This is a genomic window from Pseudomonas sp. TE3644 (assembly GCF_056278815.1).
In genome coordinates, this window is sequence record NZ_JBWBQF010000001.1 from 3,222,430 (window position 1) to 3,245,338 (window position 22,909).

General features: G+C 61.4%; 18 protein-coding genes and 2 pseudogenes. 10 read left to right on the forward strand and 10 right to left on the reverse strand.

What is annotated here, in order from left to right; all coding sequences use genetic code 11:
- The first annotated feature begins 190 nt into the window (after positions 1–190).
- Positions 191–508: a type II toxin-antitoxin system PrlF family antitoxin gene (locus ACZ9GA_RS14290; protein ID WP_457362058.1), complete on the forward strand. Its 318-nt coding sequence runs from the start codon at positions 191–193 to the stop codon at positions 506–508.
- Positions 508–861: pseudogene (locus tag ACZ9GA_RS14295) on the forward strand (type II toxin-antitoxin system YhaV family toxin); the annotation flags it as partial. The gene ACZ9GA_RS14290 and the pseudogene ACZ9GA_RS14295, both read left to right, overlap by 1 nt.
- A 175-nt stretch (positions 862–1,036) precedes the next feature.
- Here the strand turns inward: ACZ9GA_RS14295 and ACZ9GA_RS14300 are convergent.
- From ACZ9GA_RS14300 to ACZ9GA_RS14315, 4 genes are all read right to left on the reverse strand, one after another.
- On the reverse strand, positions 1,037–2,293 hold the full coding sequence (locus ACZ9GA_RS14300; protein ID WP_457363724.1) for an MFS transporter: 1,257 nt from the start codon (positions 2,291–2,293) through the stop codon (positions 1,037–1,039).
- A gap of 168 nt (positions 2,294–2,461) precedes the next feature.
- On the reverse strand, positions 2,462–3,622 hold the full coding sequence (locus ACZ9GA_RS14305) for an L-talarate/galactarate dehydratase (RefSeq protein WP_457362057.1): 1,161 nt from the start codon (positions 3,620–3,622) through the stop codon (positions 2,462–2,464).
- A 14-nt stretch (positions 3,623–3,636) separates the two neighbouring features.
- Positions 3,637–5,001 carry an MFS transporter gene (locus ACZ9GA_RS14310; protein ID WP_457362056.1) on the reverse strand — a complete coding sequence of 455 codons (1,365 nt, stop codon included), beginning with the start codon at positions 4,999–5,001 and terminating at the stop codon, positions 3,637–3,639.
- Between the two features lie 581 nt (positions 5,002–5,582).
- A complete protein-coding gene (locus ACZ9GA_RS14315) occupies positions 5,583–6,641 on the reverse strand; it encodes an IS110 family RNA-guided transposase (RefSeq protein ID WP_457363710.1) in 1,059 nt (352 codons plus the stop codon).
- A gap of 508 nt (positions 6,642–7,149) precedes the next feature.
- Here ACZ9GA_RS14315 and ACZ9GA_RS14320 point away from each other — a divergent pair.
- Positions 7,150–8,220, forward strand: coding sequence for a LacI family DNA-binding transcriptional regulator (locus ACZ9GA_RS14320; RefSeq protein ID WP_457362055.1), 1,071 nt, complete (start codon positions 7,150–7,152; stop codon positions 8,218–8,220).
- 124 nt (positions 8,221–8,344) lie between these two features.
- On the opposite strand, the gene ACZ9GA_RS14325 is transcribed toward ACZ9GA_RS14320, so the two are convergent.
- Complete coding sequence (locus ACZ9GA_RS14325; protein WP_457362054.1) at positions 8,345–9,463, reverse strand: ATP-binding protein; 1,119 nt, start codon at positions 9,461–9,463, stop codon at positions 8,345–8,347.
- Between the two features lie 295 nt (positions 9,464–9,758).
- Here ACZ9GA_RS14325 and ACZ9GA_RS14330 point away from each other — a divergent pair, with 295 nt between their 5' ends.
- Positions 9,759–9,902: a hypothetical protein gene (locus ACZ9GA_RS14330; RefSeq protein WP_457362053.1), complete on the forward strand. Its 144-nt coding sequence runs from the start codon at positions 9,759–9,761 to the stop codon at positions 9,900–9,902.
- A 272-nt stretch (positions 9,903–10,174) separates the two neighbouring features.
- Positions 10,175–11,128 carry a YncE family protein gene (locus tag ACZ9GA_RS14335; RefSeq protein ID WP_457362052.1) on the forward strand — a complete coding sequence of 318 codons (954 nt, stop codon included), beginning with the start codon at positions 10,175–10,177 and terminating at the stop codon, positions 11,126–11,128.
- A 233-nt stretch (positions 11,129–11,361) separates the two neighbouring features.
- Here ACZ9GA_RS14335 and ACZ9GA_RS14340 read toward each other — a convergent pair whose 3' ends face one another.
- The gene (locus tag ACZ9GA_RS14340; protein WP_457362051.1) at positions 11,362–11,817 is read right to left on the reverse strand and encodes an Lrp/AsnC family transcriptional regulator; all 456 of its coding nucleotides are present in this window, start codon (positions 11,815–11,817) and stop codon (positions 11,362–11,364) included.
- A 131-nt stretch (positions 11,818–11,948) separates the two neighbouring features.
- On the opposite strand from ACZ9GA_RS14340, the gene ACZ9GA_RS14345 reads away from it, so the two are divergent.
- From ACZ9GA_RS14345 to ACZ9GA_RS14360, 4 genes and pseudogenes are all read left to right on the forward strand, one after another.
- Positions 11,949–12,578 (forward strand): LysE family translocator, encoded by a 630-nt coding sequence (locus ACZ9GA_RS14345; RefSeq protein ID WP_457363723.1) that lies wholly within the window; start codon positions 11,949–11,951, stop codon positions 12,576–12,578.
- 660 nt (positions 12,579–13,238) lie between these two features.
- On the forward strand, positions 13,239–13,589 hold the full coding sequence (locus ACZ9GA_RS14350; protein WP_457362050.1) for a metalloregulator ArsR/SmtB family transcription factor: 351 nt from the start codon (positions 13,239–13,241) through the stop codon (positions 13,587–13,589).
- 160 nt (positions 13,590–13,749) lie between these two features.
- Positions 13,750–15,033, forward strand: a complete 1,284-nt coding sequence (locus ACZ9GA_RS14355; RefSeq protein ID WP_457362049.1) for an arsenic transporter — start codon at positions 13,750–13,752, stop codon at positions 15,031–15,033.
- Between the two features lie 16 nt (positions 15,034–15,049).
- Positions 15,050–15,521: pseudogene (locus ACZ9GA_RS14360) on the forward strand (arsenate reductase ArsC).
- Positions 15,522–15,576: 55 nt separating this feature from the next.
- On the opposite strand, the gene ACZ9GA_RS14365 reads toward ACZ9GA_RS14360, so the two are convergent.
- Positions 15,577–17,199 carry an ABC transporter substrate-binding protein gene (locus ACZ9GA_RS14365; protein WP_457362047.1) on the reverse strand — a complete coding sequence of 541 codons (1,623 nt, stop codon included), beginning with the start codon at positions 17,197–17,199 and terminating at the stop codon, positions 15,577–15,579.
- Positions 17,200–17,317: 118 nt separating this feature from the next.
- A complete protein-coding gene (locus ACZ9GA_RS14370; RefSeq protein WP_457362046.1) occupies positions 17,318–18,592 on the reverse strand; it encodes an OprD family outer membrane porin in 1,275 nt (424 codons plus the stop codon).
- Positions 18,593–18,963: 371 nt separating this feature from the next.
- On the opposite strand from ACZ9GA_RS14370, the gene ACZ9GA_RS14375 reads away from it, so the two are divergent.
- The gene (locus ACZ9GA_RS14375; RefSeq protein WP_457362045.1) at positions 18,964–20,556 is read left to right on the forward strand and encodes a glycosyl hydrolase family 79 N-terminal domain-containing protein; all 1,593 of its coding nucleotides are present in this window, start codon (positions 18,964–18,966) and stop codon (positions 20,554–20,556) included.
- Positions 20,557–20,650: 94 nt separating this feature from the next.
- On the opposite strand, the gene ACZ9GA_RS14380 is transcribed toward ACZ9GA_RS14375, so the two are convergent.
- Together ACZ9GA_RS14380 and ACZ9GA_RS14385 are read right to left on the reverse strand one after the other, a co-directional pair.
- Positions 20,651–21,514, reverse strand: a complete 864-nt coding sequence (locus tag ACZ9GA_RS14380) for a sulfurtransferase (RefSeq protein WP_457362044.1) — start codon at positions 21,512–21,514, stop codon at positions 20,651–20,653.
- Between the two features lie 25 nt (positions 21,515–21,539).
- Complete coding sequence (locus ACZ9GA_RS14385; protein WP_457363722.1) at positions 21,540–22,862, reverse strand: LLM class flavin-dependent oxidoreductase; 1,323 nt, start codon at positions 22,860–22,862, stop codon at positions 21,540–21,542.
- Positions 22,863–22,909 lie beyond the last annotated feature (47 nt).

Below are 22,909 nucleotides of genomic sequence, written 5' to 3' on the forward strand. Positions count from 1 at the left end.
AACCATCGTGCTAGAGCCATGTCCAAATGTTTTTTGGGGACCCGGATAGTCTTTAGGTGTGATCATGTCCCGGTCGGTAGTGTAACTCCTCCGGCCTCTACGCTATCGATTCGCGACCAGCCTAAAGCCGACACGGACGACGTAAGGATTATTCCTTACCATTGATTTCGAAGAATCCGGGAGAACCTTCATGCCTGCCATCCACGAAATCGCCACGCTGACCTCTAAAGGCCAAGTCACCCTACCGAAATCTGTCCGCCAATTGCTGGGCCTGAATGCGGGGACCAAGATCGCCTTCGATGTACGTGGAAGTGAAGTCGTGGTCAGCCGAGTGGAGGCCGATCGCGAGGACCCGGCCATCGGTGCATTCCTGGACCTGCTCGAGGCTGATATGCGCAGCGGGCGAAACCTCTCCGCGCTGCCGGAAGACCTGGCTCAGGCCATGCTCGCCAACGCAAACCACTGCGTAAACCTGGACGAAGATATCGAGGGTGAGGTCGCGATCTGATGCTGCGACATAGCTGGACACTGTTGTTCCATGAGGGTGTGACTTTACAGCTACGCAAATTGCAAGAAGCCGCCGCCCGAGCCGAGCAGAACGATCCGCAAGGTTTTGAGAGCAACGCCAACGTCAAGCTGTTTCGGGCGTTGAGCCATCTGATCATGGAGGCTGTGCCTGCCGACCCAGGCCGTGATGAATTCCGCCAAGGCAACACGCTGGGCACCGCCTACAGATAGTGGCGCCGCGCAAAAATCGGCAGGCGCTTTCGGCTGTTCTTTCGCTACGACTCAAGGTCCAAGGTCATCGTCTATGCATGGGTCAACGACGAAAATACCCTACGGCCCGCAGGCAGCACATCCGCTAGCAACTACCGCCGCGACCCTTCCGTAGCCGCTGCCGCCAGGCTGCGCTGGCCCCTGAGTGCACCGAAGATCTGCAGTGTGGTCAAGAACCAGCGCAGCCTGCGGCAGCGGCTACAGCGCACAGGTTGTGCCGTGCGCTACGAGGTACCGCTCAACGGTTCTGCCCCACCCCCTACAACACCAGCTTGCGCAACCTGCCCATGCTCAAAAACGCCAAGGCCCCCAACAGCGCATGCCCCGCCACCACATACAACGCGCCTTCGAATGAACCCGTGGCCTGGACGATGTAGCCAATGGCGATGGGCGTGAAGATGCCGGAGATATTGCCGCACATATTGAAAAGGCCGCCCGCCATCCCGGTGATCTGCTTGGGCGCCGTATCCGATACCAGGGTCCAGTCCACCGCCACCACGCCCTTGCCAAAGATGGCGAGCGACATCAGCAACGTCACTACCCACACCGAGTCCGTGAAGTTGCACAACACCAGGGTGGCCCCCACGCTCATGCCGCACACCAGTGGGATCTTGCGCGCCACGGTCAGCGAAAAACCCCGGCGCAGCAGGTAGTCGCACACCGCGCCGCCGCACAGCGCGCCCAATAAGCCGCACACGCCAGGCACTGCGGCGATGGCGCCGGCTTCCATGATGTTCAAACCCCGCCCTTTCACCAGGTAGATGGGGAACCAGGTCAAAAAGAAATACTGCAGCGAGGTGTCGCAGTATTTGCCCAGGTAGATGGACCACATCATCGGGCTTTTCAGCAGCACCTTGAGGTCGGAAAATTTGGGTTTGAACGCCCCTGCTGCCTTGGGCTTGTCCATGTCCACTTCGGCGCCGCCTTCCTTGATGTGCGCAAGTTCGGCGCTGTTCACCCAGGGGTGGTCGCCAGGTGCCTTGACCAGCTTGAACCACAGCAGGCTGACCAGAATACCCAGGCCACCCATGAAGCCGTATACGTGCTCCCAGCCATAGGTGTGCGCGATGAAGCCCATCAATGGCGCCAGCATCACCACCGACAGGTACATGGACGAGTTGTAGATCACCGTGGCCATGCCGCGCTCCTGCAATGGGAACCAGGCCGCGACGATACGGTTGTTGGCCGGGTACACCGGCGCCTCAATCAGCCCCAGCAGGAAGCGCAGGGCAAACAAGGTCGCCACGGCCACCGGCACCGACAGGAAACCGATCAAGCCTTGGGCCACGGTAATGAGTGACCACAGGAACAGCGAGGTGCCATATACCCGCGCCGAGCCGAACTTGTCCAGCAGCCAGCCACCGGGCAACTGGCCGATGACATAGGCCCAGGCAAACGCCGAAAAAATGTAGCCCAGGGTGATCGAGTCGATACCCAGTTGCTGGGTCAGTGCGGTGCCGGTGATGGACAGCGTGGCACGGTCACCGACGTTGATGGCGGTGACGATGAACAGCATGCCCAGGATGATGTAGCGCACCTTGCTGCGGGCCACGGTGGCGGCAACGGGCACGGCGATTTCTGCAACATTGGAATGTTCCACATGGACGTCCTCATCTTGTCGTTGTTGTAGGTCGTGATTCACGGGACAGACAACCGCGCCAGGGGCCTGGCGCGGTCGATACACTCAGGGGCGCTTGCCCACTTCCACCTGCTGCGCGGTCCAGGCCTTGACCTGCTCGCTCAGGCTCAGGCCAAGGCCCGGCCGCTTGGGCACCAGCATGCGGCCGTCGCGGGTTTCCAGGCGTTCGTTGAACAGCGGCTCCAGCCACTCGAAATGCTCCACCCACGGCTCGGTCGGGTAGGCGGCGGCCAGGTGCACGTGCAACTCCATGGCGAAGTGCGGCGCCAGCATCAGGCCAGCGTTCTCGGCCATGGCGGCCACCTTCAGGTACGGGGTAATGCCGCCTACGCGCGGCGCATCGGGCATCAGGAAATCGGCGCCGCGCAGCTTGATGAACTCGGCGTGCTCGGCGACGCTGGTGAGCATCTCGCCGGTGGCGATGGGCGTGTCGAACTGCTGCGCCAGGGCGGCGTGGCCTTCGGCGTCGTAGCAGTCCAGCGGCTCCTCGATCCAGATCAGGTTGTACTGTTCGAACTGCCGGCACATGCGCTGGGCAGTGGGCCGGTCCCACTGTTGGTTGGCGTCGACCATCAGCGGGAATTTATCGCCCAGGTGGCGGCGCACGGTGCTCACGCGCTCGATGTCGATGGCGCAGTCAGGCTGGCCGACCTTGAGCTTGATGCCGCCAATGCCCTTCTCGCGCGACAGGTCAGTGTTCTTCAGCAGCTGGTCCAGTGGTGTGTGCAGGAAGCCGCCGGAGGTGTTGTAGCAACGCACACTGTCACGCTGCGCACCCAGCAGACGCGCCAGGGACAGGTTGGCGCGCTTGGCCTTGAGGTCCCACAGGGCCACGTCGAAGGCACCGATGGCTTGGGTGGACAGGCCGCTGCGGCCCACCGAGGCGCCGGCCCAGCACAGCTTGGTCCACAGTTTGGCGATGTCGCTGGGGTTTTCGCCGATCAGCGCCGGGGCGATTTCCTGGGCGTGGGCGAACTGGCCCGCCCCCCCTGCCCGCTTCGAGTAGCTGAAGCCCAGGCCGCGATGGCCATCTTTGGTCTCGATCTCGGCAAACAGGATGGCGATCTCGGTCATCGGCTTCTGCCGCCCGGTCAGCACCTTGGCATCGCTGATGGGGTTGGCCAGCGGCAGGAATACCGAGGACACGCGCACCCAGGCAATGGCGTCGTCATCACCGGTGGGCAGGTCTTGTTGTTGTGTGAGCATGAGCGCTCTCCTTGTTAACGGGACAGGAAAGAATCGGCGGTTGCCACAGGGCTGGCCTGGGCAACCGGTTCGGGAAAGTCATCCAACTCCAGGCGCTTGAGCGGCCCGACGATAAACAGATAGGCAAAGGCGCCCAGCAGCCCCATGGCCGCGACGTACATCAACGCCACGTCAAAGGAGCCCAGTTGATTGATCATCACCCCGATGGCAATGGGCGTGACGATGCTGGCCAGGTTGCCGCAGAAGTTGAACATCGCGCCGCTGATGCCCATGGCCCGGGCGGGCGACACATCGCCGACGATGCACCAGCCCAGGTTGCCGACGCCCTTGGCAAAAAAGGCCAGGGACATCACCGCAATCACCACGGTGAGCGAGGCGCTGTAGTTGGCGATAACGATGCTGCTCGACAGCAGCAGGCCGCAGATGATCGGGGTCTTGCGCGCAGCGGTCAGGCTGAAGCCCTTGCGCAGCATCCAGTCCGACCACACCCCGCCCACCACGCCGCCCAGGCAACCGGCGATGGGCGGGATGGCCGCGACCAGGCCGACCTTGAGCAGGGTCATGCCCTTGGCTTCAATCAGGTAGGTGGGGAACCAGGTCAGGAAGAACCAGGTGATGGAGGTCAGGCAGAACTGCCCCAGGTAGATGCCCACCATCATGCGGTTGGCGCCGATGGCCTTGACCCGCTTCCAACTGAAGGGGGTCTTCACGTCACCAATGGTCGGCAGACCGCCGCCGGCCTCGATGTAGTCGATTTCGGCCTGATTGACGCGGTGGTCCTTGCGCGGCTCGCGCACCAGGCGGAACCACAGCAGGCCGATAAAAATTCCCGCCAGCCCGGTGACCCAGAACACATGCTGCCAGCCCCAGGTGCTGACCAGCCACACCATCAATGGCGTGAACGCCGCCAGGGCAAAATACTGCGCTGACTGGAACACCGCCGTGGCCAGGCCGCGCTCCTGGCGCGGAAACCACATCACGGTCAGGCGGTTGTTGGCTGGAAACGCCGGCGCCTCGGCCACGCCCATCAGAAAGCGCAGGGCAAACAGCACCAAAAACGCCGAGGCGAAATAGTCCACGTAGCCCTGCAGAAATGTCAGGGTCGACCACAGCATCAGGCTGGCGCCCAGCACCACCCGCGAGCCGTAGCGGTCAAGGATCACCCCACCCGGCAGTTGCATCGAGGTGTAGGCCCAGCCGAAGGCCGAGAAGGCGATGCCCATGGTCATGGCGTCGAAACCCAAGTCCGTGCGCATGCTGGGGGCGGCGATGGACAGCGTGGCGCGGTCGACGTAGTTGAACACCGTGACGATGAAAATCAGCGTCAGGATCAGGTAGCGGACGCGGGTCCTGGCTACCGGGGGCGTGGTTGGGTTCACTTGTTGTTTTCCTTGTTGTGAGCGCTGCGGTGGATCGGGTGGCGCCTGTGTCGGCAATCAATGATTGCGCAATCATTCCTCTTCATAAAAACGGCCACCTGCACCGGGGTGACAGCGGCCAATGAGGGTGAGCTTACACTGATTGCGCAATCATTCAAGGGAATCCGATGGGTTGCGTTGGCATCCCATTGCCCTGAAGCGAACAACCAAGGCTGAAAACTCGGTGTGTCAGGCCATGGTGTAGGAGCGGGTTCTACCCGCGGGCGGCGCTCGATCTCCAGAACGAAAAAAAACGCCGCCCCCGTAGCCGCAGCCTGGCGGCAGCGGCTATGTATGGACTCGCCCCTCCTGTCTACCCGCTTTTGAAAAACTGCCGCCCGTTGCATCTATGTATTAGGCCTATTCAAGGAAGCCGCTTTGGGCCTCTGGCCGACATTGGAAGAGCTCGTGGTATGCCGATTACAGTCAGGCCTCGAAGGCCGCTAGCCGCTTAGGCATCAATCCACGCCGATCCTATCTGGGGTCAATGTTTTTCAGCACAGGGTTGGACAGTCGTTACCTCGGTGGCAGAACTCGGTGGATCAGTGGCTCATCATCGCTGGCTGGCCGCTGCCATGCTGTCGACGATAAGTCTGGTCATTCTGTAGAAGCCTCCAGACGATACGCAGGTTGCGATTGGCCAACCGGACCGCAGCCTGCTTGCGGCCCAGGCGGTTCATCCAACGCAGTAATCGGCGGTCATCGGGTTGCTCGGAGTCAGGTCGCAGTTGCTGCAGCACTGCGTGTGCGCCCTGGATCATCAAGCTGCGCAGATATGAATCGCCTCGCTTGCTCATGCCGCCCAGGCGAACTTTATTCCCGCTGCTGTGTTGGTCGGGAACCAGGCCAAAGTAGGCCGCGAACTTGCGTGCATTGGGGAACCGTTCGGGCTGGGTTTCCTTGGCTACCAACGCCGTGGCGGTCACCGGACCGATACCGCGCACGCTCATCAGCCGCTTGGCCGTGCTGTCGGCATTTGCCGCTGCTTCCAGACGGCCCGTCAACACCGCAATGCGCTCGCCCAAAAAGCGCCATTCCGCCAGCAGTTCATCGATCAACTCGCGCAACATGGCTGGCACTGGTTGAGTGGCATCCTCCAATACTCGTGGAATTCTCTGGCTGATGGCGACATCACCTTGAGCCAGGACCACGCCGTGCTCAAGCAGCAGGCCGCGCATCTGATTACTCAATGCCGTGCGGCGGCGCACATAGCCCTGGCGAGCACGATGCAATGCCTGCATGGCAAGCGCCGCAACGCTCTTGATCGGTACTGCGCAGATTTTCTCATCACGACCGGCCCGCAAAATCGCCAACGCATCGTTACGATCGTTTTTAGGCCCTGTGCGGTGTGTCGTCACCAACTTGGCCGGCAAAATCCGAGCCTCGACGCCCTGTTCCTGCAGCTGGCGCGCCCAGGCTTGCGCACCTGGCCCCGTCTCCATCAAGACTATGACGTGGGGTGCCAGTTGTTGAAGGAACTCGTAGAACGCTTCGCGCGACTTGAAGCGCTGTTCATAGTGCACGTGGCCTAGAGCGTCTTCGCCGGCAACCTGGAAGACATGTTTGGCCAGATCGACCGCCACGGTCGTGCAGACCGACAAATTGGCGGAAGACAGGGATTGATCAATCGAAGTATGCTTTTTCATGGACTCGCCCTCGCTGTCGTTGGCTGTTTAGACTGCCACCGTGGCGCATTGACGCCTCGGCTTGGGCGAGTCCATCTAATTACAGCAGTTACGCCGATGTCTGTAGCAGCGGCCGCCAGGCCGCGTCACGGACGCTGCGCAGTTGCTGACTCACCGCGCCGTTTGTGACGCAACTTTCTCCTGCGGTGTGTACCTCCGCTGCCGCGGGGGCCCGTATACCCCATTGATCGCGGCGTCTGCATCGCGGCCAAGGCCGGCTCCTACCACGGACGCTGTAGGAGCCGACTTTAGTCGCGATGCGGGCGACCCGATTTCAAGACAGTTGCTGCTACGCGGCGCTTCGCGGGTAGAACCCGCTCCCACACCATGGCCTGTGAGATCGGCATTGCCAGCCTTGTCTATTCGACATCAAAGGTGTGTGGGTTAAGATATCCCCCCCTCCCCACGGTAGACACACCCGCAAATGGCCAAGAAGTCGAACAAGGACCTGTCGCTCTCCGGCAATGGCCCCGCCGGTGTCCCCGGCTACACCCTGATCGACGTGGCGCGCGTGGCGGGGGTATCGCCGATCACCGTGTCGCGCGCCCTGCACCGCCCCGAGCTGGTCAGTGAGCGCACCCGGGACAAGGTGCGCGAGGCCGCGCGGGCCATGGGCTACGTGCCGAACATGCTGGCCGGCGGCCTGGCCACCAACAAAAGCCGGCTGGTGGCGATTTTCCTGCCCACCATCGCCAACTCGATCTTCGCCGACACCGTGCAGGCAGTGATGGACCGCCTTACCGTGGCCGGTTACCAGACCCTGATCGGCCTGACCGGCTACAGCGCCGAGCAGGAAGAGGCGCTGCTGGAAGCCGTGCTCGGCCGGCGCCCCGATGGCATCGTCCTGACCGGCACCCTGCACACCGAGGCCAGCCGCCAGCGCCTGGCCTCCGCGCGCATCCCGGTGGTGGAAGCCTGGGACCTGAGCGAGGCGCCCATCGACATGCTGGTGGGCTTCTCCCACGAACAGGTGGGCGTGGGCATCGCCCGCAACCTGCTGGACAAGGGCTACCGGCGCTTTGCCGTGGTGACCCTTGACGACCCGCGCGGGCTACGGCGTGTGGCCAGCCTGAAGACAGAGCTGCAAGCCCACGGCATCACCGACACCCCCACCGAAATCCTCCCCGCCCCCGCCACCCTGGCGTCCGGCCGCCTGGGCCTGCAAGGCTTGCTGGACAAAGGCCACCGCCCGCAGGTGGTGGTGTGCAGCTCGGACACCATCGCCCAGGGCGTGCTGGCCGAAGCGGCGAGTCGCGGCCTGCGCGTACCGGAGGATGTGGCGGTGATGGGCTTCGGCGATTTGAGCAGCGCCGCTCACGTGCACCCGCCACTGTCGACGGTGCAGGTCAACGGCACGTTGATTGGCCAGCAGGTAGCGGAGGCATTACTGGCACGACTGCGCACGGCGCCGGGGGCGGAGGCGCCACCGGTGTGTATCGACACGGGCTTTACCATTGTTGATCGAGACAGCACGCGCACCCTGACTGAAAAGTAGTCGCACGTCGCTGGAATCCATTTCAGACAGCCCCGTCGACCCGTAGATCAGCCTGCGTGCGCTTGTCGTGAACACGACGGGCGCCCTCAAACCTCAGATGCCGCACCGCGTGGGAAAGCGGCGGCTATTTGGGCAGGGTTACCTGAAATGTCGTGCCAGTCTCAGCGTCCGAGCAGACGTCGATGTGGCCCTGGTGGCCATTCACGATTTGAGCCGCAATAAAAAGCCCCAGCCCCAAGCTCGCCAGTGGACCGTGGTCAGCTGCAGATTGAGGCGAGTAGCGCCCCATTGGATTGAATATCTGCGGTAGCACCTCTTGGGCAATCGGAAGACCGCTGTTGTGCACGCTGAATTTCACGTGGTCATCAGATGCGATCATGGCGACGGTTACTGGGGCATGCGCGACCCCATGCTGAATAGCGTTGCCGATGAGGTTGGAGAACACCTGACCCAGGCGCGCCTCGTCAAACCGTCCTTTCGCGACGCCGGCGAAACTGAACACAATGGTGGATTCAGGATAAATCGTTCTGCACTCCTCGATTATCCTGGCGCAGATGGGCATCAGATCAATCGAGGCTTTCACAACGGGTATGCCTGGCCCCAGGTGGGACCGGGTAAAGTCCAGGAGATCGCCGACGATCTGATTGGCGCGTTTCACGCTGGTATAGATTTTAGAGGCAATCTTGGTTGATCGCGCACCCAGATCATCTGTACGCAAGAGCACATCCGCCCCAAGCAGGATGGCGCTGAGCGGCGCTCGCAGGTCATGGCCGAGAATGCCCAGAAAAATATTGCGCGAGTCCTGCACTGCCTGGGTGTAACTGGCTACCGACTCGGCAAGTGCCTGGTCAATGGCTTCATTGAACCGAATCATATCCTGCACCTCAAGCTTCGCCCCGCCACTTGCCTGGGACATCCAATGGCTCACCACGCTCGCTCGCAACGCGCGAAACTCTGCGACGACTTGATCGATGGTGAAGCCGGCCATCAGGCGGGTCATGGCGTGGGACTGCGCGGCGGTTCCGTCATAGTGCGGGCCTGTGCCCCATGACTTTTCATGTTGTTGTTGAGCTGTTTGTTCTGTGGCCAAATCCTCAGCGATAGTACGAAGCATCAGATCCGCATGATCCCGTAGCTCTGTCGCGTTCAGCGGGCCGCCCGGTGTGGTCATTGAGCCGGCGAAATCTTCCCACGCTTGGAGAATGGGCTCGACGTTATCCAGGATAAAGCTGGAAAGGCGCATCAATACCTCCTTTGAGCGCGACGCGCCTTTTCTGACATAGCCCGCGACGACCGCTGCGGATGCAGTGGCATTCGGCAGTCGGCCCACGGCCAATAGTGATGCCCTCGACGCTTCATCAATCACCCCTTCTCGGTTCACTCAGTAACGCACGTAGGGGGACGTTCGAGGGAATTACCTACCAACTGATTTCGCGGATTGAGTGTGCTTTCTCGAGTATTTGGACATAACGGCAATGGACATGGCCTGCCGACGGAGATTGATATGTCCAACCGCACCGGGCCTGATTCAGCCAGCAATGCAGTTTCCCATCGAGCTGATCGAAAAGGATTTTGGCTACACCTTGCAGGCCGCTCGCGCACCAGACGACGCGCCGACGATTGCCGCCGCCCACATGGTTTTCAGTGCAGGCATTCTCAGGGCCTGGGAGACAGGAACATGACCGCCGTGGTCACGTTATTTACTAAACGCTGACTGGCGGCAAGCGCTGCGGTCGGGTATCTCCTGCTCCAGTTGCCTGCGGGGGTTGCCGGACTGAGTCCCCCACTCGATTCAGCGCTACCGTCCCAGCACTTGCGCTCCCACGTCCCTACAGCATCATTGTTGCCCCCAGCAAGCACACGCCAGCCAAGGCAACCGACTTGAACTAAAGCCCTCGCAAGGCTCTCCATCCATACATTCAACGCTTGCCTACCCCAGCACAGGATGAATGTGATGAACCTCAAACACAGCGTCGGACAGGAAATAATCGCCGTCGACAAACAGGGCCAGCAGGTCCTGTTCCTGGACCCCGGGAACCTCTCGGTCATCGCTGCCGTCACCGACCTGCCCTCCCGCCCCCATGAGTTGCTCGTGCTTGAACACCTGCGCAAGGCCTACGTGCCCATCTACGGTGACGGTATCCACGGCGACAACCCCCACCCTAACCACAAGGTCGCCGTGATCGACCTCGATAGCCGCCGCTTGAGCGGATTCATCGACACCCTGCCCTACGTCTCACCCCATACCGGACGCCTGGGCCGTGACGGCCTGGTATACCTGTGCTGTGAAAACAGCGCGACGATCATTGTCATAGACCCCGCTCAGGACAAGATCGTGGATCATATCCATGTCCCTTCCAAGAATGTGCACCGCCTGACGCCGCTGCCACACGCAGACCAGCTGTGGGCTGAAAGCGAAGAGGATGGCCAGCTCTACGCCGTCGACCTGCGTAAACCCGGCCAGGCGCCCGAAGCCGTGGGGATGCCCGGCCCGTTGAATGGCATCGACGCATCGCCCCTGCACCCCTGGGTAGTGGCCACTGCGGGGGATCACCCGGTGCTGTACGTCGTGGATACCGGGCAGCGTCGCGTGCTGCACACCCTCGAACTGCCTGGGCACCAGCGCCCCGGGCAGGTAGTGCGTTTCAGTCCCGATGGCCGACTGTTGGCGGTCATCGGTGACTTTGAACCGATGGTGAGTTTTTTCGATGAAAACCTGCAATGGCTGTTCAATGCCCAATTGGGTGACAAGCCACTGGACGGCTGCTTCAGCCCTGCGCAGGACTACCTGCTCGTTGCCAATGAGAACGACGCCACCGTCAGTGTGGTGGACATCGCCACGCGCAAAACCATCGCCCATGTACCGGTCGGCGATGGTTGTGAAATTCTTGCCTACTTTGAGCGCTAAACGCTGCGAGAAAAACTGATCACCAGCGGCGCGCCCGCCAGCAATTCTGCCGACGACACTCGATTGCCCTGGCCAAGACGGGGGCTACATCGCCAGCGCCGCGCGTCTCAATCGGCACCGAGCCTATCAGCGGCAAGGTCCACGAGCGCACGCAGTCTGTCCATTCTGCGCATGTCCTGGTGTTACTCAGCCGTTTCCGGTTGTGCTCGTACACCGGGTACATGCCGCCGGCCTCAAGGCAACGGCAATGGCCGGTCCGTGATCACATGCTTCATCACCAAGGTCGAGGTCAACCGCTGCACATTTGGCAGCCTCGACAACTCCTCGTCATACAATTTTTGAAACGCCGGCAAATCCGCCGTAACCACCATCAGCAAGTAGTCCGGGTCACCGAACAACCGCTGGGCCTGCACAATACAGGCAAGGCGCGGCAAGGCCGCTTCGAAGTCGGCTACCGCCTGCTGATGCCCTTCACGCAAGGTCACGAACACCAGCGACGAAAAATTCAGCCCCAGCGCCGGCCCCGACAGGTGGGCCCTGTAGCCCTGAATCACGCCCGCCTCCTCCAACGCCCGCACACGACGATGGCAAGGTGACAGGCTCAAGCCCACCCGTTCGGCAAGGTCAGTGAGGGACTGGCGACCATCCACCTGTAGCTGCGCAAGAATATTCCTGTCTATTCGATCCATATCAAAAAACCTTCCACAAACACCCCGCCAGTCACGCACCTTTAAAAGATGATACTAACAAGCTTTCTTTATTCTTCTACCGCAATAAATCGGCGGTGTCAGCCGCCTTGCGTACGAGAACCGAAGGAAGTTTGGTCGTGAATCTATCCCTGTTGCTGGCCTTCTGGGCCGTATCGTTTCTGTTTGTCATCACCCCTGGCGTCGACTGGGCCTATGCCATTGCTGCGGGCCTGCGGGGCCGAGTCGTGGTACCGGCGGTGGCCGGCATGCTGTCGGGGCATCTGTTGGCAACCGTTCTGGTGGCGGCTGGCGTGGGTGGCCTGGTGGTGCAGGTGCCTTATGCGCTCTCCACGCTGACGCTGCTGGGCGCGGCCTATTTGCTGTGGCTGGGCATCAACATGCTGCTCAAGCCCTCGGCGCCTGCCCAGGGGGCGGCCGCTGACGACGGCACTTGGAGCCGATGGGCGCTCAAGGGGCTGTGTGTGAGTGGCTTGAACCCCAAGGTGCTGCTGTTGTTTCTGGCGTTGCTGCCGCAGTTCACCAACCCGCTTGCCGCCTGGCCGGTGTCAGCGCAGATACTGGCGCTGGGGCTGCTGCATGGGCTGAGTTGCGCGGTGGTGTACCTCGCCGTCGGGTTCAGCGCCCGCGCTGTACTTGCCTCGCGGCCGGCTGTCGCGATCCTGGTCAGTCGGGTGTCGGGAGCGGCGATGATCATCATCGCGGTGCTGCTCGCTGCCGAGCGACTGCTCGCTCTGGCGTGAGGAAGAATAATGGCTGATCAACCCGGCAATCGCGGCGTCTGCCCCAGACGGTGTAGGAGCAACTGTCTTCGTCACAAACGCCGCGCCATACCTGATGCACCGCGCGGGACCAGACGCAGCCTTCGGCAGCTTGCTACAGAACGACGGCATCGGCCAAGGCCGCCTCCTACCACGGACGGCGTAGGAGACCCCACACCTGTGGGAGCGGGTTCTACCCGCGAAAAGAACACCGCGAAGTATCTGAACCACCACGGCGTCCTCTTCGCGGGCAGAGCCCGCTCCCACATGAAGACAGTTGCTGCTACAGGACCGCGTCGCCTGCATCGCGGCAAAAGCCGGCTCCTACCCCGGACGGTGTAGGAGCCGACTTTAGTCGCGATGCAGGCGATGCGTTCTCAAGACAATCGCAGATGTGCGTAGCCGCTGCCGATAGGCTGCGCTGGCCTTCAGCCTCGCTGAAAATGTGCAGGGTTTGCACCGACCAGCGCAGCCTGACGGCAGCGGCTACGCGAATTTCGCTATCCCCCGTAGCAGCGCTGCGTCCCGCAGACTGGCGTGTACACCGCTTGAGAGCCGCCCAATCCAGCCAGCTGCCTTCCCAAAACCCAAAGCACATGCGTAAATACGAATATACGCAATGCGATATATGGATAAGGCCAGATGAGCATGTCCCCCCCCGCCGTATTCAAATGCCTAGGCGACGAGACCCGAGCGCGCATCATGCTGCTGGTGCGTGCTGAACAGGAGCTGTGCGTCTGTGAGTTAATCGCGGCCCTTGACGATAGCCAGCCAAAAATTTCACGCCATCTGGCACAGCTGCGTGCTTGCGGGCTGCTGGCTGATCGTCGGCAAGGTCAATGGGTTTACTACCGTTTGCATCCGGAGTTGCCGGACTGGGTGCTGCAGGTTTTACAACTGACCCTGGACGCCAATCTGTCTTGGGTTCACGGCGACCGCGATCGTCTGGCCTCAATGGAGGGCCGACCTGTGCGCCTGGCGGCTTGCTGTTAGACCCTGGAAAAAGGTCGGCGGTTTGAGTAGATGAATACGGTTTAGCTGACACGAAACGCTGCAAGCTCTTTACCAGACATATGGATATTCGTATATTCAGATAGTCATATGCGACACCTCTGGCGGTCGCTTGTCTGCCCCCCTTCCCCCGGTGCCTCGCATGTCGACTGCGCTACTGATCTTCATCACCACAATCATCCTGGTCATCTGGCAGCCAAAAGGGCTCGGCGTCGGCTGGAGCGCTACCTTTGGCGCAGTCCTGGCGCTGCTCGGTGGCGCGGTGAGCCTGGGCGATATTCCGTTGGTCTGGCACATCGTCTGGAACGCCACCGCGACCTTTGTCGCGGTCATTATCATCAGCCTGCTGCTTGACGAAGCCGGGTTCTTCGAATGGACCGCACTGCACGTTGCCCGCTGGGGTGGTGGCAGCAGTCGTCGGCTGTTCGCCTTTAACATTCTGCTGGGTGCTGCTGTATCAGCGTTGTTCGCCAACGATGGCGCCGCGCTGATCCTGACCCCCATCGTCATCGCCATGCTGCTTGCCCTGCGCTTCTCGCCAGCCGCGACCCTGGCGTTCGTCATGGCGGCCGGCTTCATCGCCGATACCGCGAGCTTGCCGCTGGTGGTGTCCAACCTCGTGAACATCGTCTCCGCTGACTATTTCGATATTGGCTTTGCTCATTACGCCGCCGTGATGGTGCCGGTCACCCTGGTCAGCATCGCCACCACGCTGGCGATGCTGCTGTGGTTTTTTCGCGCCGACCTGCCCCACGTCTATGACCTGGCGCAATTGAAAGCCCCGCAGGAAGCCATTCGCGACCGCGGGACGTTTCGCGCCGGGTGGTGGGTGTTGCTGGCACTGCTGATCGGCTTTTTTGTCCTGGAGCCATTGGGTGTGCCCATCAGCGCCATCGCTGCCGCGTGTGCGTTGGTCCTGTACCTGATTGCCGCCAAGGGCCATGCCATCAACACCGGCAAGGTACTCAAGGGCGCGCCCTGGCAGGTGGTGGTGTTCTCGCTGGGCATGTACCTGGTGGTCTACGGCTTAAAGAACGCCGGCCTCACCGACTACATCGCGCAACTGCTCAACGTGTTCGCCCAGCACGGTGTATGGGCTGCTGCCCTGGGCACCGGCCTGCTGAGCGCAGTGCTGTCCTCGATCATGAACAACATGCCCACCGTGCTGGTGGGTGCGCTGGCCATCCATGGCGCCGATGCGTCTGGCGTTGTGCGTGAGGCCATGGTGTACGCCAATGTCATTGGCTGCGACCTGGGCCCCAAGATCACCCCCATCGGCAGCCTGGCCACGCTGCTGTGGCTGCATGTGCTGGCCAGAAAAGGCATCACCGTCAGTTGGGGTTACTACTTCAAAACCGGCATCGTGCTCACGCTTCCCATCCTTGTCGCCACGCTGTGCGCACTCGCCTTGCGCCTCAGCCTTTGAACCCTGGACACCCGTCATGAAAGTACTCTTCATGTGTACCCACAAACAGCTGCCGCAGCATTCTCTCCGAGGCGCTGTTCAACCATTTGGCGCCGGCTGGCACGGTGGCCGTCAGCTCCGGCAGCTTCCCCAGTGGCCAGGTCAAAGCCCGGGCGCTGCGTACCCTGGCCGCCGCCGGTATTGCCACCGACGGTCTTTACAGCAAGGCCTCTGATGCCTTCGAAAGCTCGCCACCGGACATCGTCATTACCGTCTGCGACCGCGCGGCCGGGGAAGCCTGCCCGTTGTATTTCGGCCCTTCGCTCCAAGCCCACTGGGGGCTGGCCGATCCCTCTGCGGTGAGCGGCACGGAGCAACAGATTGAACAGGCGTTCCAGGACACCCTGACCAAGATCCGCGAACGGGTAAGCGCCTTGCTTGCCCTGCCCCTTGATACCTTGAGCCGTGTCGAGCTGAGCGCCGAGCTTGCGCGCATCGGCGCACTGTAAGCATCTTTCCAATCAACACGACCTGCCCCACTGAGCCCTATCCCACAGGCCCGCATCAACCTCGTCGGTCGCCGGATGACTCGACGCCTACCCCATAAAACGAGTTGAAACCGAACGGGCTGATTTTGAAACCCTCCACATTGCTGCGCATGGGCTGGTAGACCGTGGAGTGAGCGATCGGGGTGATGGGTACCTGATCTTTCATGCGGTGCTGGGCCTGCTGGTACAGCGCGGTGCGCGTGGGTTGGTCGGCAGTGGCTTTGGCGGCCTTGACCAGCTTGTCGAAATCGGCGTCGCACCACTTGCCGAAGTTGTTCCCGTTTACCGCGTCGCAGCCCAGCATGGTGTCCAGCCAGTTGTCCGGGTCGCCGTTGTCGCCGGTCCAGCCAATCAGCATGGCGTCCATCTCGCCAGCCTTGGCGCGCTTGATGTACTCGCCCCACTCGTAGCTGACGATGTTGGCCTTGATGCCGATCCTGGCCCAGTCGGCCTGCAGCATCTCCGCCATCAGCTTGGCGTTGGGGTTGTAGGCGCGTTGCACCGGCATGGCCCACAGATTGATGGTGGTGCCTTCCGGGATACCGGCTTCCTTGAGCAGTGCACGGGCCTTGTCCGGGTTGTAGGGCGCGTCCTTGATGGTGGTGTCATAGGACCATTGCGACGGCGGCAGGGAGTTCTGCGCCAGTTGGCCCGCCCCCATGTACACCGCCGTGATGATCTGCTGCTTGTTGACCGCCATGTCCAGGGCCTGGCGGAACTTGAGGTTGTCGAATGGCGTGTGGGTGACGTTGTAGGCGATGTAGCCCAGGTTGAAGCCGGCCTGCTCAGGCATCTTCAACTGCGGGTCGGCCTTGAGCGGCGCGATGTCGGCCGGGCGCGGGTAGGCCGTGACCTGGCACTCGTTGTTCTTCAGCTTCTGCATGCGCACCGAGGCGTCGGTGGTGATGGCGAAGATCAGGTTGTCGACCTTCACGTCCTCAGGTTTCCAATAGTCCTTGTTGCCCTTGAAGCGTACCTGGGCATCCTTGACGTACTTGCTGAACACAAAGGGGCCAGTGCCCACGGGCTTTTGGTTGATGTCGGCGGCCTTGCCCTGCTTGAGCAACTGATCGGCGTACTCGGCCGACTGGATGGAGGCGAAGCTCATGGCCATGTCCTGGATGAACGCGGCGTCGACGCCCTTGAGGGTGAACGTGACGGTGTGCTCGTCCAGCTTCTCGACCTTGGTGATGTTGTCGTTCATGCCCATGTCGGTGAAGTACGGAAACTCGGCGGGATAGGCTTTGTTGAACGGCATGTCCTTGTGGAGCATGCGGTTGAAGGTGAACAGTACGTCGTCTGCGTTAAAGTCGCGGGTGGGCTTGAAGTAGTCGGTGGTCTGGAATTTGACCCCTTCACGCAAGTGGAAGGTATAGACCAGACCGTCTGGGGCAATGTCCCAGCGGGTTGCAAGGCCCGGGGTGACAGCAGTGCCGCCACGCTCGAACTGGGTCAGGCGGTTGAACACCGTTTCTGCCGACGCATCCAGGTCGGTGCCGGTGGTGTACTGGGCGGGGTCGAAACCTGCGGGGCTGCCTTCAGAGCAAAACACCAGACTGGTAGGGGCTGCCAAGGCGAAAGGCGCCGCTAGCAGGACACCGGTACCGATCAAAAACGGGATAACCGCGTGTTTCAGCATACATCCTCACTGGTTGAATTGATAAACAGGAAAACTGCAGGTCATGGAGCGACAGCCGTGATGGCAGGCTTGCCAACCACCCGGCGACGCGGACCGAGGGAAGACAGCGTCTGCACTATCACATCAGGTTGAAATCATATTGCAGGTTCATTTTCACATCGAAGTAGTCAAGCCGGTTGCCCAGCGAGCTGCCATCGCGTTGCTCACGCGCCAGGTTGAGCACCAACAACGAACGGAAACCTTTCAACGGTCCATCGTGGGGGGTATACCCGAGGTAGAGGTCAGTCGCCGTGCCTTTGATCTTGACCTGCCGGTGATAATCTTCATAGCCGTTGGTGAACAACTGCGCAACGCCGAAGAAGGTATCGTGGGGCAGGTTCCAGGTGTGGCCCACTTGCCAGGACCACATATCGCTGTAATTACGATCAATGCTCAAGTCGAAGGTGTAGCTCAAATCAGTGTCGACACCCGCCAGCCAGTTCAGCTTGGGGCCCGCCTTGTTCACCGCAACGGACGTCGATCCGGCCCCGGTGACGTAGCTCAGCTTGCCCCCCAGCACGTAGGTATGGTCCGAACCGTCGTAGCCGGTAGAGGTGCCATTGAGTCGTGCATAGAAGGCTACCCACTCAGGCTTGAAGTAACTGCGGCCGTCGGCACTGACGGGGTAGCGCTGCGACGATCGCGTCATCAGCTGGGTAGCAACATCGTCCTGCCAGCTGGCGCTGTACGCATACGTGTCGAGGTTGGCATGGTAGACCGTCGAAACCAGGTACTGGGGGCGCAGCGTGTCGTAGGTATAGGTTGCGGGATTGATAGGGCCGGCCTTGTGGACACCCAGCGCCACATCCGGATAGTTGTACACCCCCACGCGATACATGCTGTAAATATCCCAGGTAGGCCGCAGGCTGTACTTGAACAACGCCCCGTCCGACATGGACGGCTGCGTCCGCTGAGAGGATGAATTGATCAGCGGGATGTCATCCTGACCGCTGTAGGCGGAGTCGGTGACCATCCTGCCTATCTTCACTCGCAGCCTCTCTGACAGCTTCAGTTTCACGGCGGCCGTGTACAGGCTGAAATCATCATGGTCATCCAGGTACCAGCGCGTACTCCAGCCTTGGTGATCCCCCAACTTTTCGGTGTAGAACGCCCCCGCATCAATGCCTACGACACCGCCAATGAAGGGACTGTTGTATTCAACTGCAGCCCCTTGCACCCACGCGTATATATCATGTGCAGAACCGGCACTTGGCTTATCGGCACGCCGGAGTTCATTGCGCAAACGCAGCCTCAATGTATCGTCCTGTTCATAGAAATCGTCGGCAAGCGCATGGCCGGCCAGGCACAGACAATAGGAGGCCAGGCAAGCAGCCGCTGCTGTTGGTTTAAACATGGAGAAGCCCGTATTTTGTTAGATTTATTGGACAAACATGTTATCGGCGATAAGCAACCGAAACGGCAAGGTGCGCTGCCGCCAACTCATCATACAAGATAGGCAACGTTTGCCTAGGCCCTTTTGACGCCCGAAAGTATCCATTGTCTGGATACCTGGTATAAGCCATATCTATGGTTATGGCCTGGAATTAAAGGCCCCCGCCCTACTCCGCATTGCCAGTTGACAGGTAGCCTGAAGCGCATCAAGATCGCACCCTTGTATGACAACATAGAAGTCCAACGCTTGGCCACGCCACAACCGCTAACCAGTGGTGTAGGCAACTATCTCTCACACGTCATTGATGCAATGGATATTCAAACAATAACAGGATGAAGTTGATGAAGCCGCGATCCTCCATGACAAAAACAATAATGATGTTGAGCCTGGTGGGATTTTACTCCTCCCCTTCCTTCTCGACAGAACTGACGCCGACACTGACGCCAGCAAAATTTGCCAAAACCGGTAATACCGATGAACGCTTCCAGTCCTACAACATCGAGATGCTGGAAGTAACGGGCGGGAACTTCTGGAAACCTTACTCCGCGCTCGATGCTGCGCACGGCATTGTCGGCCAGCCGGCAAAACCCGTCGGGATGGATCCGGCGAAGTTCGCGTACCGGCCGCCGCTGGACCTCGGCAACCGGCGGCTGCGCACACTGGCCACCGCGCTGTCGCCGGCCTACGTGAGAACCAGCGGCACCTGGGCCAACAGCACCTACTTTCCGGATGCCGATGAGGCGCCTGCGCAGCCTCCCACAGGCTTTGCGGGCGTGCTGACGCATCAACAATGGCGCGGGCTGGTCGAGTTTTCCAATGCGGTGGGCGCGCCCATCATCACCTCGTTCGCGATAAGCCCCGGCACCCGCGACAGCAGCGGTGCATGGACAACGGAACAGGCCAAGCGCTTCCTCGGCTACACCCAGTCAATTGGCGGCCATATTGCCGCCGCCGAATACATGAACGAGCCCAACATCGCGGCAATCGGTGGCGCGCCCAAGGGTTACGACGCTGGCGCCTACGGTCGGGACTTCAAAACCTTTCACGCCTTTAGCCGGTCCGTTGCCCCCGACATGCTGATCCTGGGGCCTGGGTCCGTTGGGGAAAATGACACGGCGTGGGGCATGGGCAAAACCGGGATCCCCATGATCGCCACGCACGATCTGTTGAGCGCTGCCAATGAGGGTGTCGATCACTTTTCCTACCACCACTACTACGGTGTCTCGCAGCGGTGTGCTCCGTTGAACCAGACCACCGCGCAGGCCGCCTTGTCTGAGGAGTGGCTGGCGCGCACTGACATCACCCTGGCCTTTTATCGCCAGCAACGCGACACGTTCGAACCCGGCAAATCCATCTGGCTTACCGAGACAGGCGATTCTGCCTGTGGCGGCAACCCGTGGGCGTCTACCTTCAGGGACACATTCAGGTACCTGGATCAACTCGGCCGCCTCGCACGCCAAGGCGTCAAGGTTGCTGCCCACAACACCCTGGTGGCCAGTGACTACGGCCTGCTGGACGAGGACTCGTTTACCCCAAAACCCAATTACTGGGGGGCGCTGCTTTGGCGCAGACTGATGGGCACTGGGGTGCTGGACACCGGCATCAACAACCGCATCGGCCTGCATGCCTACGCTCAGTGCATGGGGGGCACACCAGGTGGGGTGGTGCTGCTGGTCATCAATAACGATGAGCAGCGATCGAGCAAGATCCGCCTTGCGCAACCGTCCCAGCGGTACACGTTGGCGGCTTCCGGTGACCTGTCGACGAGGGACGTCAAGTTGAACGGGACGGTGCTGAAACTGGCGGCCGGCGATACCCTGCCTCGATTGACAGGGGTGGACATCAAGGCCGGGGACGTTGTTTTCGAGCCGGCGACCATTACGTTCCTGGCGATGCCTGGGGCGGACAACCAAGCCTGTCGCTAACGCCGTAAGGCGGCAGCAGGCTTGGTTGTCAGGGCGCCAGCGACGTGGCGCCCTATCTCCCCGCCCTGCTAAGTACGTCCATTACCCCTGCTTTTTAGGCAACCTCGCCCCTGGCAACAGGCGCGAGGGGATCACTGCTCCACTCGCTCCAGGAACCCGGGTACAGACGTGCGCCGCCCAGGCCTGCGACTTCCATGGCCAGCAGGTTATGGCAGGCCGTTACACCGGAGCCGCATTGCTGCACCGATTGCTGCGCCTCATGGGTACCCAGCAAGGCAGAAAACTCGGTACGCAGGTCGGCCGCCGACTTGAAGCGGCCATCCACGCCCAGATTGTCGCGGAAGAAGCGGTTGCGCGCGCCAGGAATGTGCCCGCCCCGCGCATCCAGGGTTTCGTTCTCGCCACGGAAGCGATCGGGCGCCCGCGCATCGACAATCACCAGCAGCCCCTGCCCTTGCAGGTTGGCCAGCACCGCCGCGCGGTCCACGGTGTCGACCAATGCCTGGCGGCTGACAAAGTTACCCGGCAACGGCTGCGAGCGTTCGCTTTGCAACCCTTGGCCTGCGGCGGTCCAGGCCGGCAGCCCGCCGTCCAGCACGGCCACGTTTTCATGGCCCAGCCAGCGCAGCAGCCACCACACGCGGGCGGCGAACATACCGCCCTGGGCGTCGTAGACCACGACTTGCTGATCTTGATTCAAACCCAGCTCTCGCAAGCGGACGGCCAAGGTGTCGCGCGCAGGCAACGGATGACGGCCATTGTGGCCGGTCTTGGCCCCGCTCAGGTCGCGATCCAGGTGCAGGTACTGCGCACCCGGCAAATGCCCCTCGGCGAACGCCGCTTCGCCACTGTCTGGCGCGGCCAGGTCAAAGCGGCAATCGAGCAACAGCGGCGCTGGCCCCTGCCGCACAAGCGCGGCCAGTTCAGGGCCGTCGATCAAGGTGGTGTAGGTGGTCATCAAGCACTTTCCTTCTGAAATCAAGTTACGCCACACCTTGGGCGTAGCGGTTGGCAATGAATGGCAGGCCAAGGTTTTCGCGCAGCGTCTGCCCGTGGTACTCCTCGCGGAACAGCCCTCGGCGTTGCAGCTCGGGCACCACCAGCTCGGCAAAATCGGTGATGCCGTGATGCAGCCCCGAGAACATCACGTTGAAGCCATCGGCGGCGCCCCCTTCGAACCAGGCCTGAAAATCGTCGGCGATCGTCTGCGGCGTGCCAATCAGGATGCGGTGCCCGCCCGCCGTCAGTTGGTTGAACAGCTCGCGCACGGTGGGGCGCTCGCGGCGGATCAGGTCAACCACCAGTTTCTGCCGGCTTTTGTGGCCGTTGGTGTCGAGGTCGTCAGGCGGCAGCGGTACCACGGAATCGAACGGCAACTCCGACAGGTCGATGCTCAGGCCGACAAACCGCGAGATCGAACGCAGGAACTCAGGCGGGTTCAGCAACGCCTGCTGTTGGTCATAGCGCGCCTGGGCCTCTTCCAGGGTGCGACCGACGATGGGCGATACCCCCGGCAGTACTTTCAGATGCTCCGGGTTACGCCCCAGCGCCTGGGCGCGCTGCTTGATTTCCTGGTAGAACACCTGGCCTTGCTGCAGGGTGTGCTGGGCAGTGAAGATCAGCTCGCCGGCACGCGCCGCCAGGGCGCGCCCCGCGTCGGATGAGCCCGCCTGGGCAATCACTGGGTAGCCCTGCACCGGGCGCGAAGCGTTGAGCGGGCCGCGCACCTGGAAGTGCTGGCCGTGGTGGTTGAGCACATGCATTTTGCTCACGTCGAGGAAGCGTCCGCTGTCCTTGTCCTGGACAAAGGCGTCGTCCTCCCAGCTGTCCCACAGGCCGCTGACCACGTCGTAGAACTCTTCGGCGCGGGCGTAGCGATCGGCGTGCAGCACATGGGCGTCGAGGTTGAAATTTTCGCCGCCGCCCAGGGAAGTCACCAGGTTCCAGCCTACCCGGCCGTGACTCAGGTGGTCGATGTTGGCCAACTTGCGCGCCAGGTTGTAGGGCTCGTTGTAGGTGGTGCTGGCCGTGCCGATCAGGCCGATGCGCTGGGTGGTCAGTGCCAGCGCTGGCAGCAGTACCAGGGGGTCCCAGCGCACGCTGGTCGGGCTGCCGTACAGCGTGGCCTTGTCCGGGTCGACGTTGACCGCGTCGTTGAAAAACACCGCATGGAATTTGGCCGCCTCCAGAGTTTGCGCAGTCCAGCGGAAATGGTCGAAGTCGCGAAACAGGTCGGTGGCGGCAGCAGGATGGCGCCACACCGAACTCATGAAGCCGGCGCTGGGGATGAACGCGCCCAGGATCATCTGCTTGGGGGAATGACTCAAAGGTTGCTCCTTGGCAGGGTAAATGG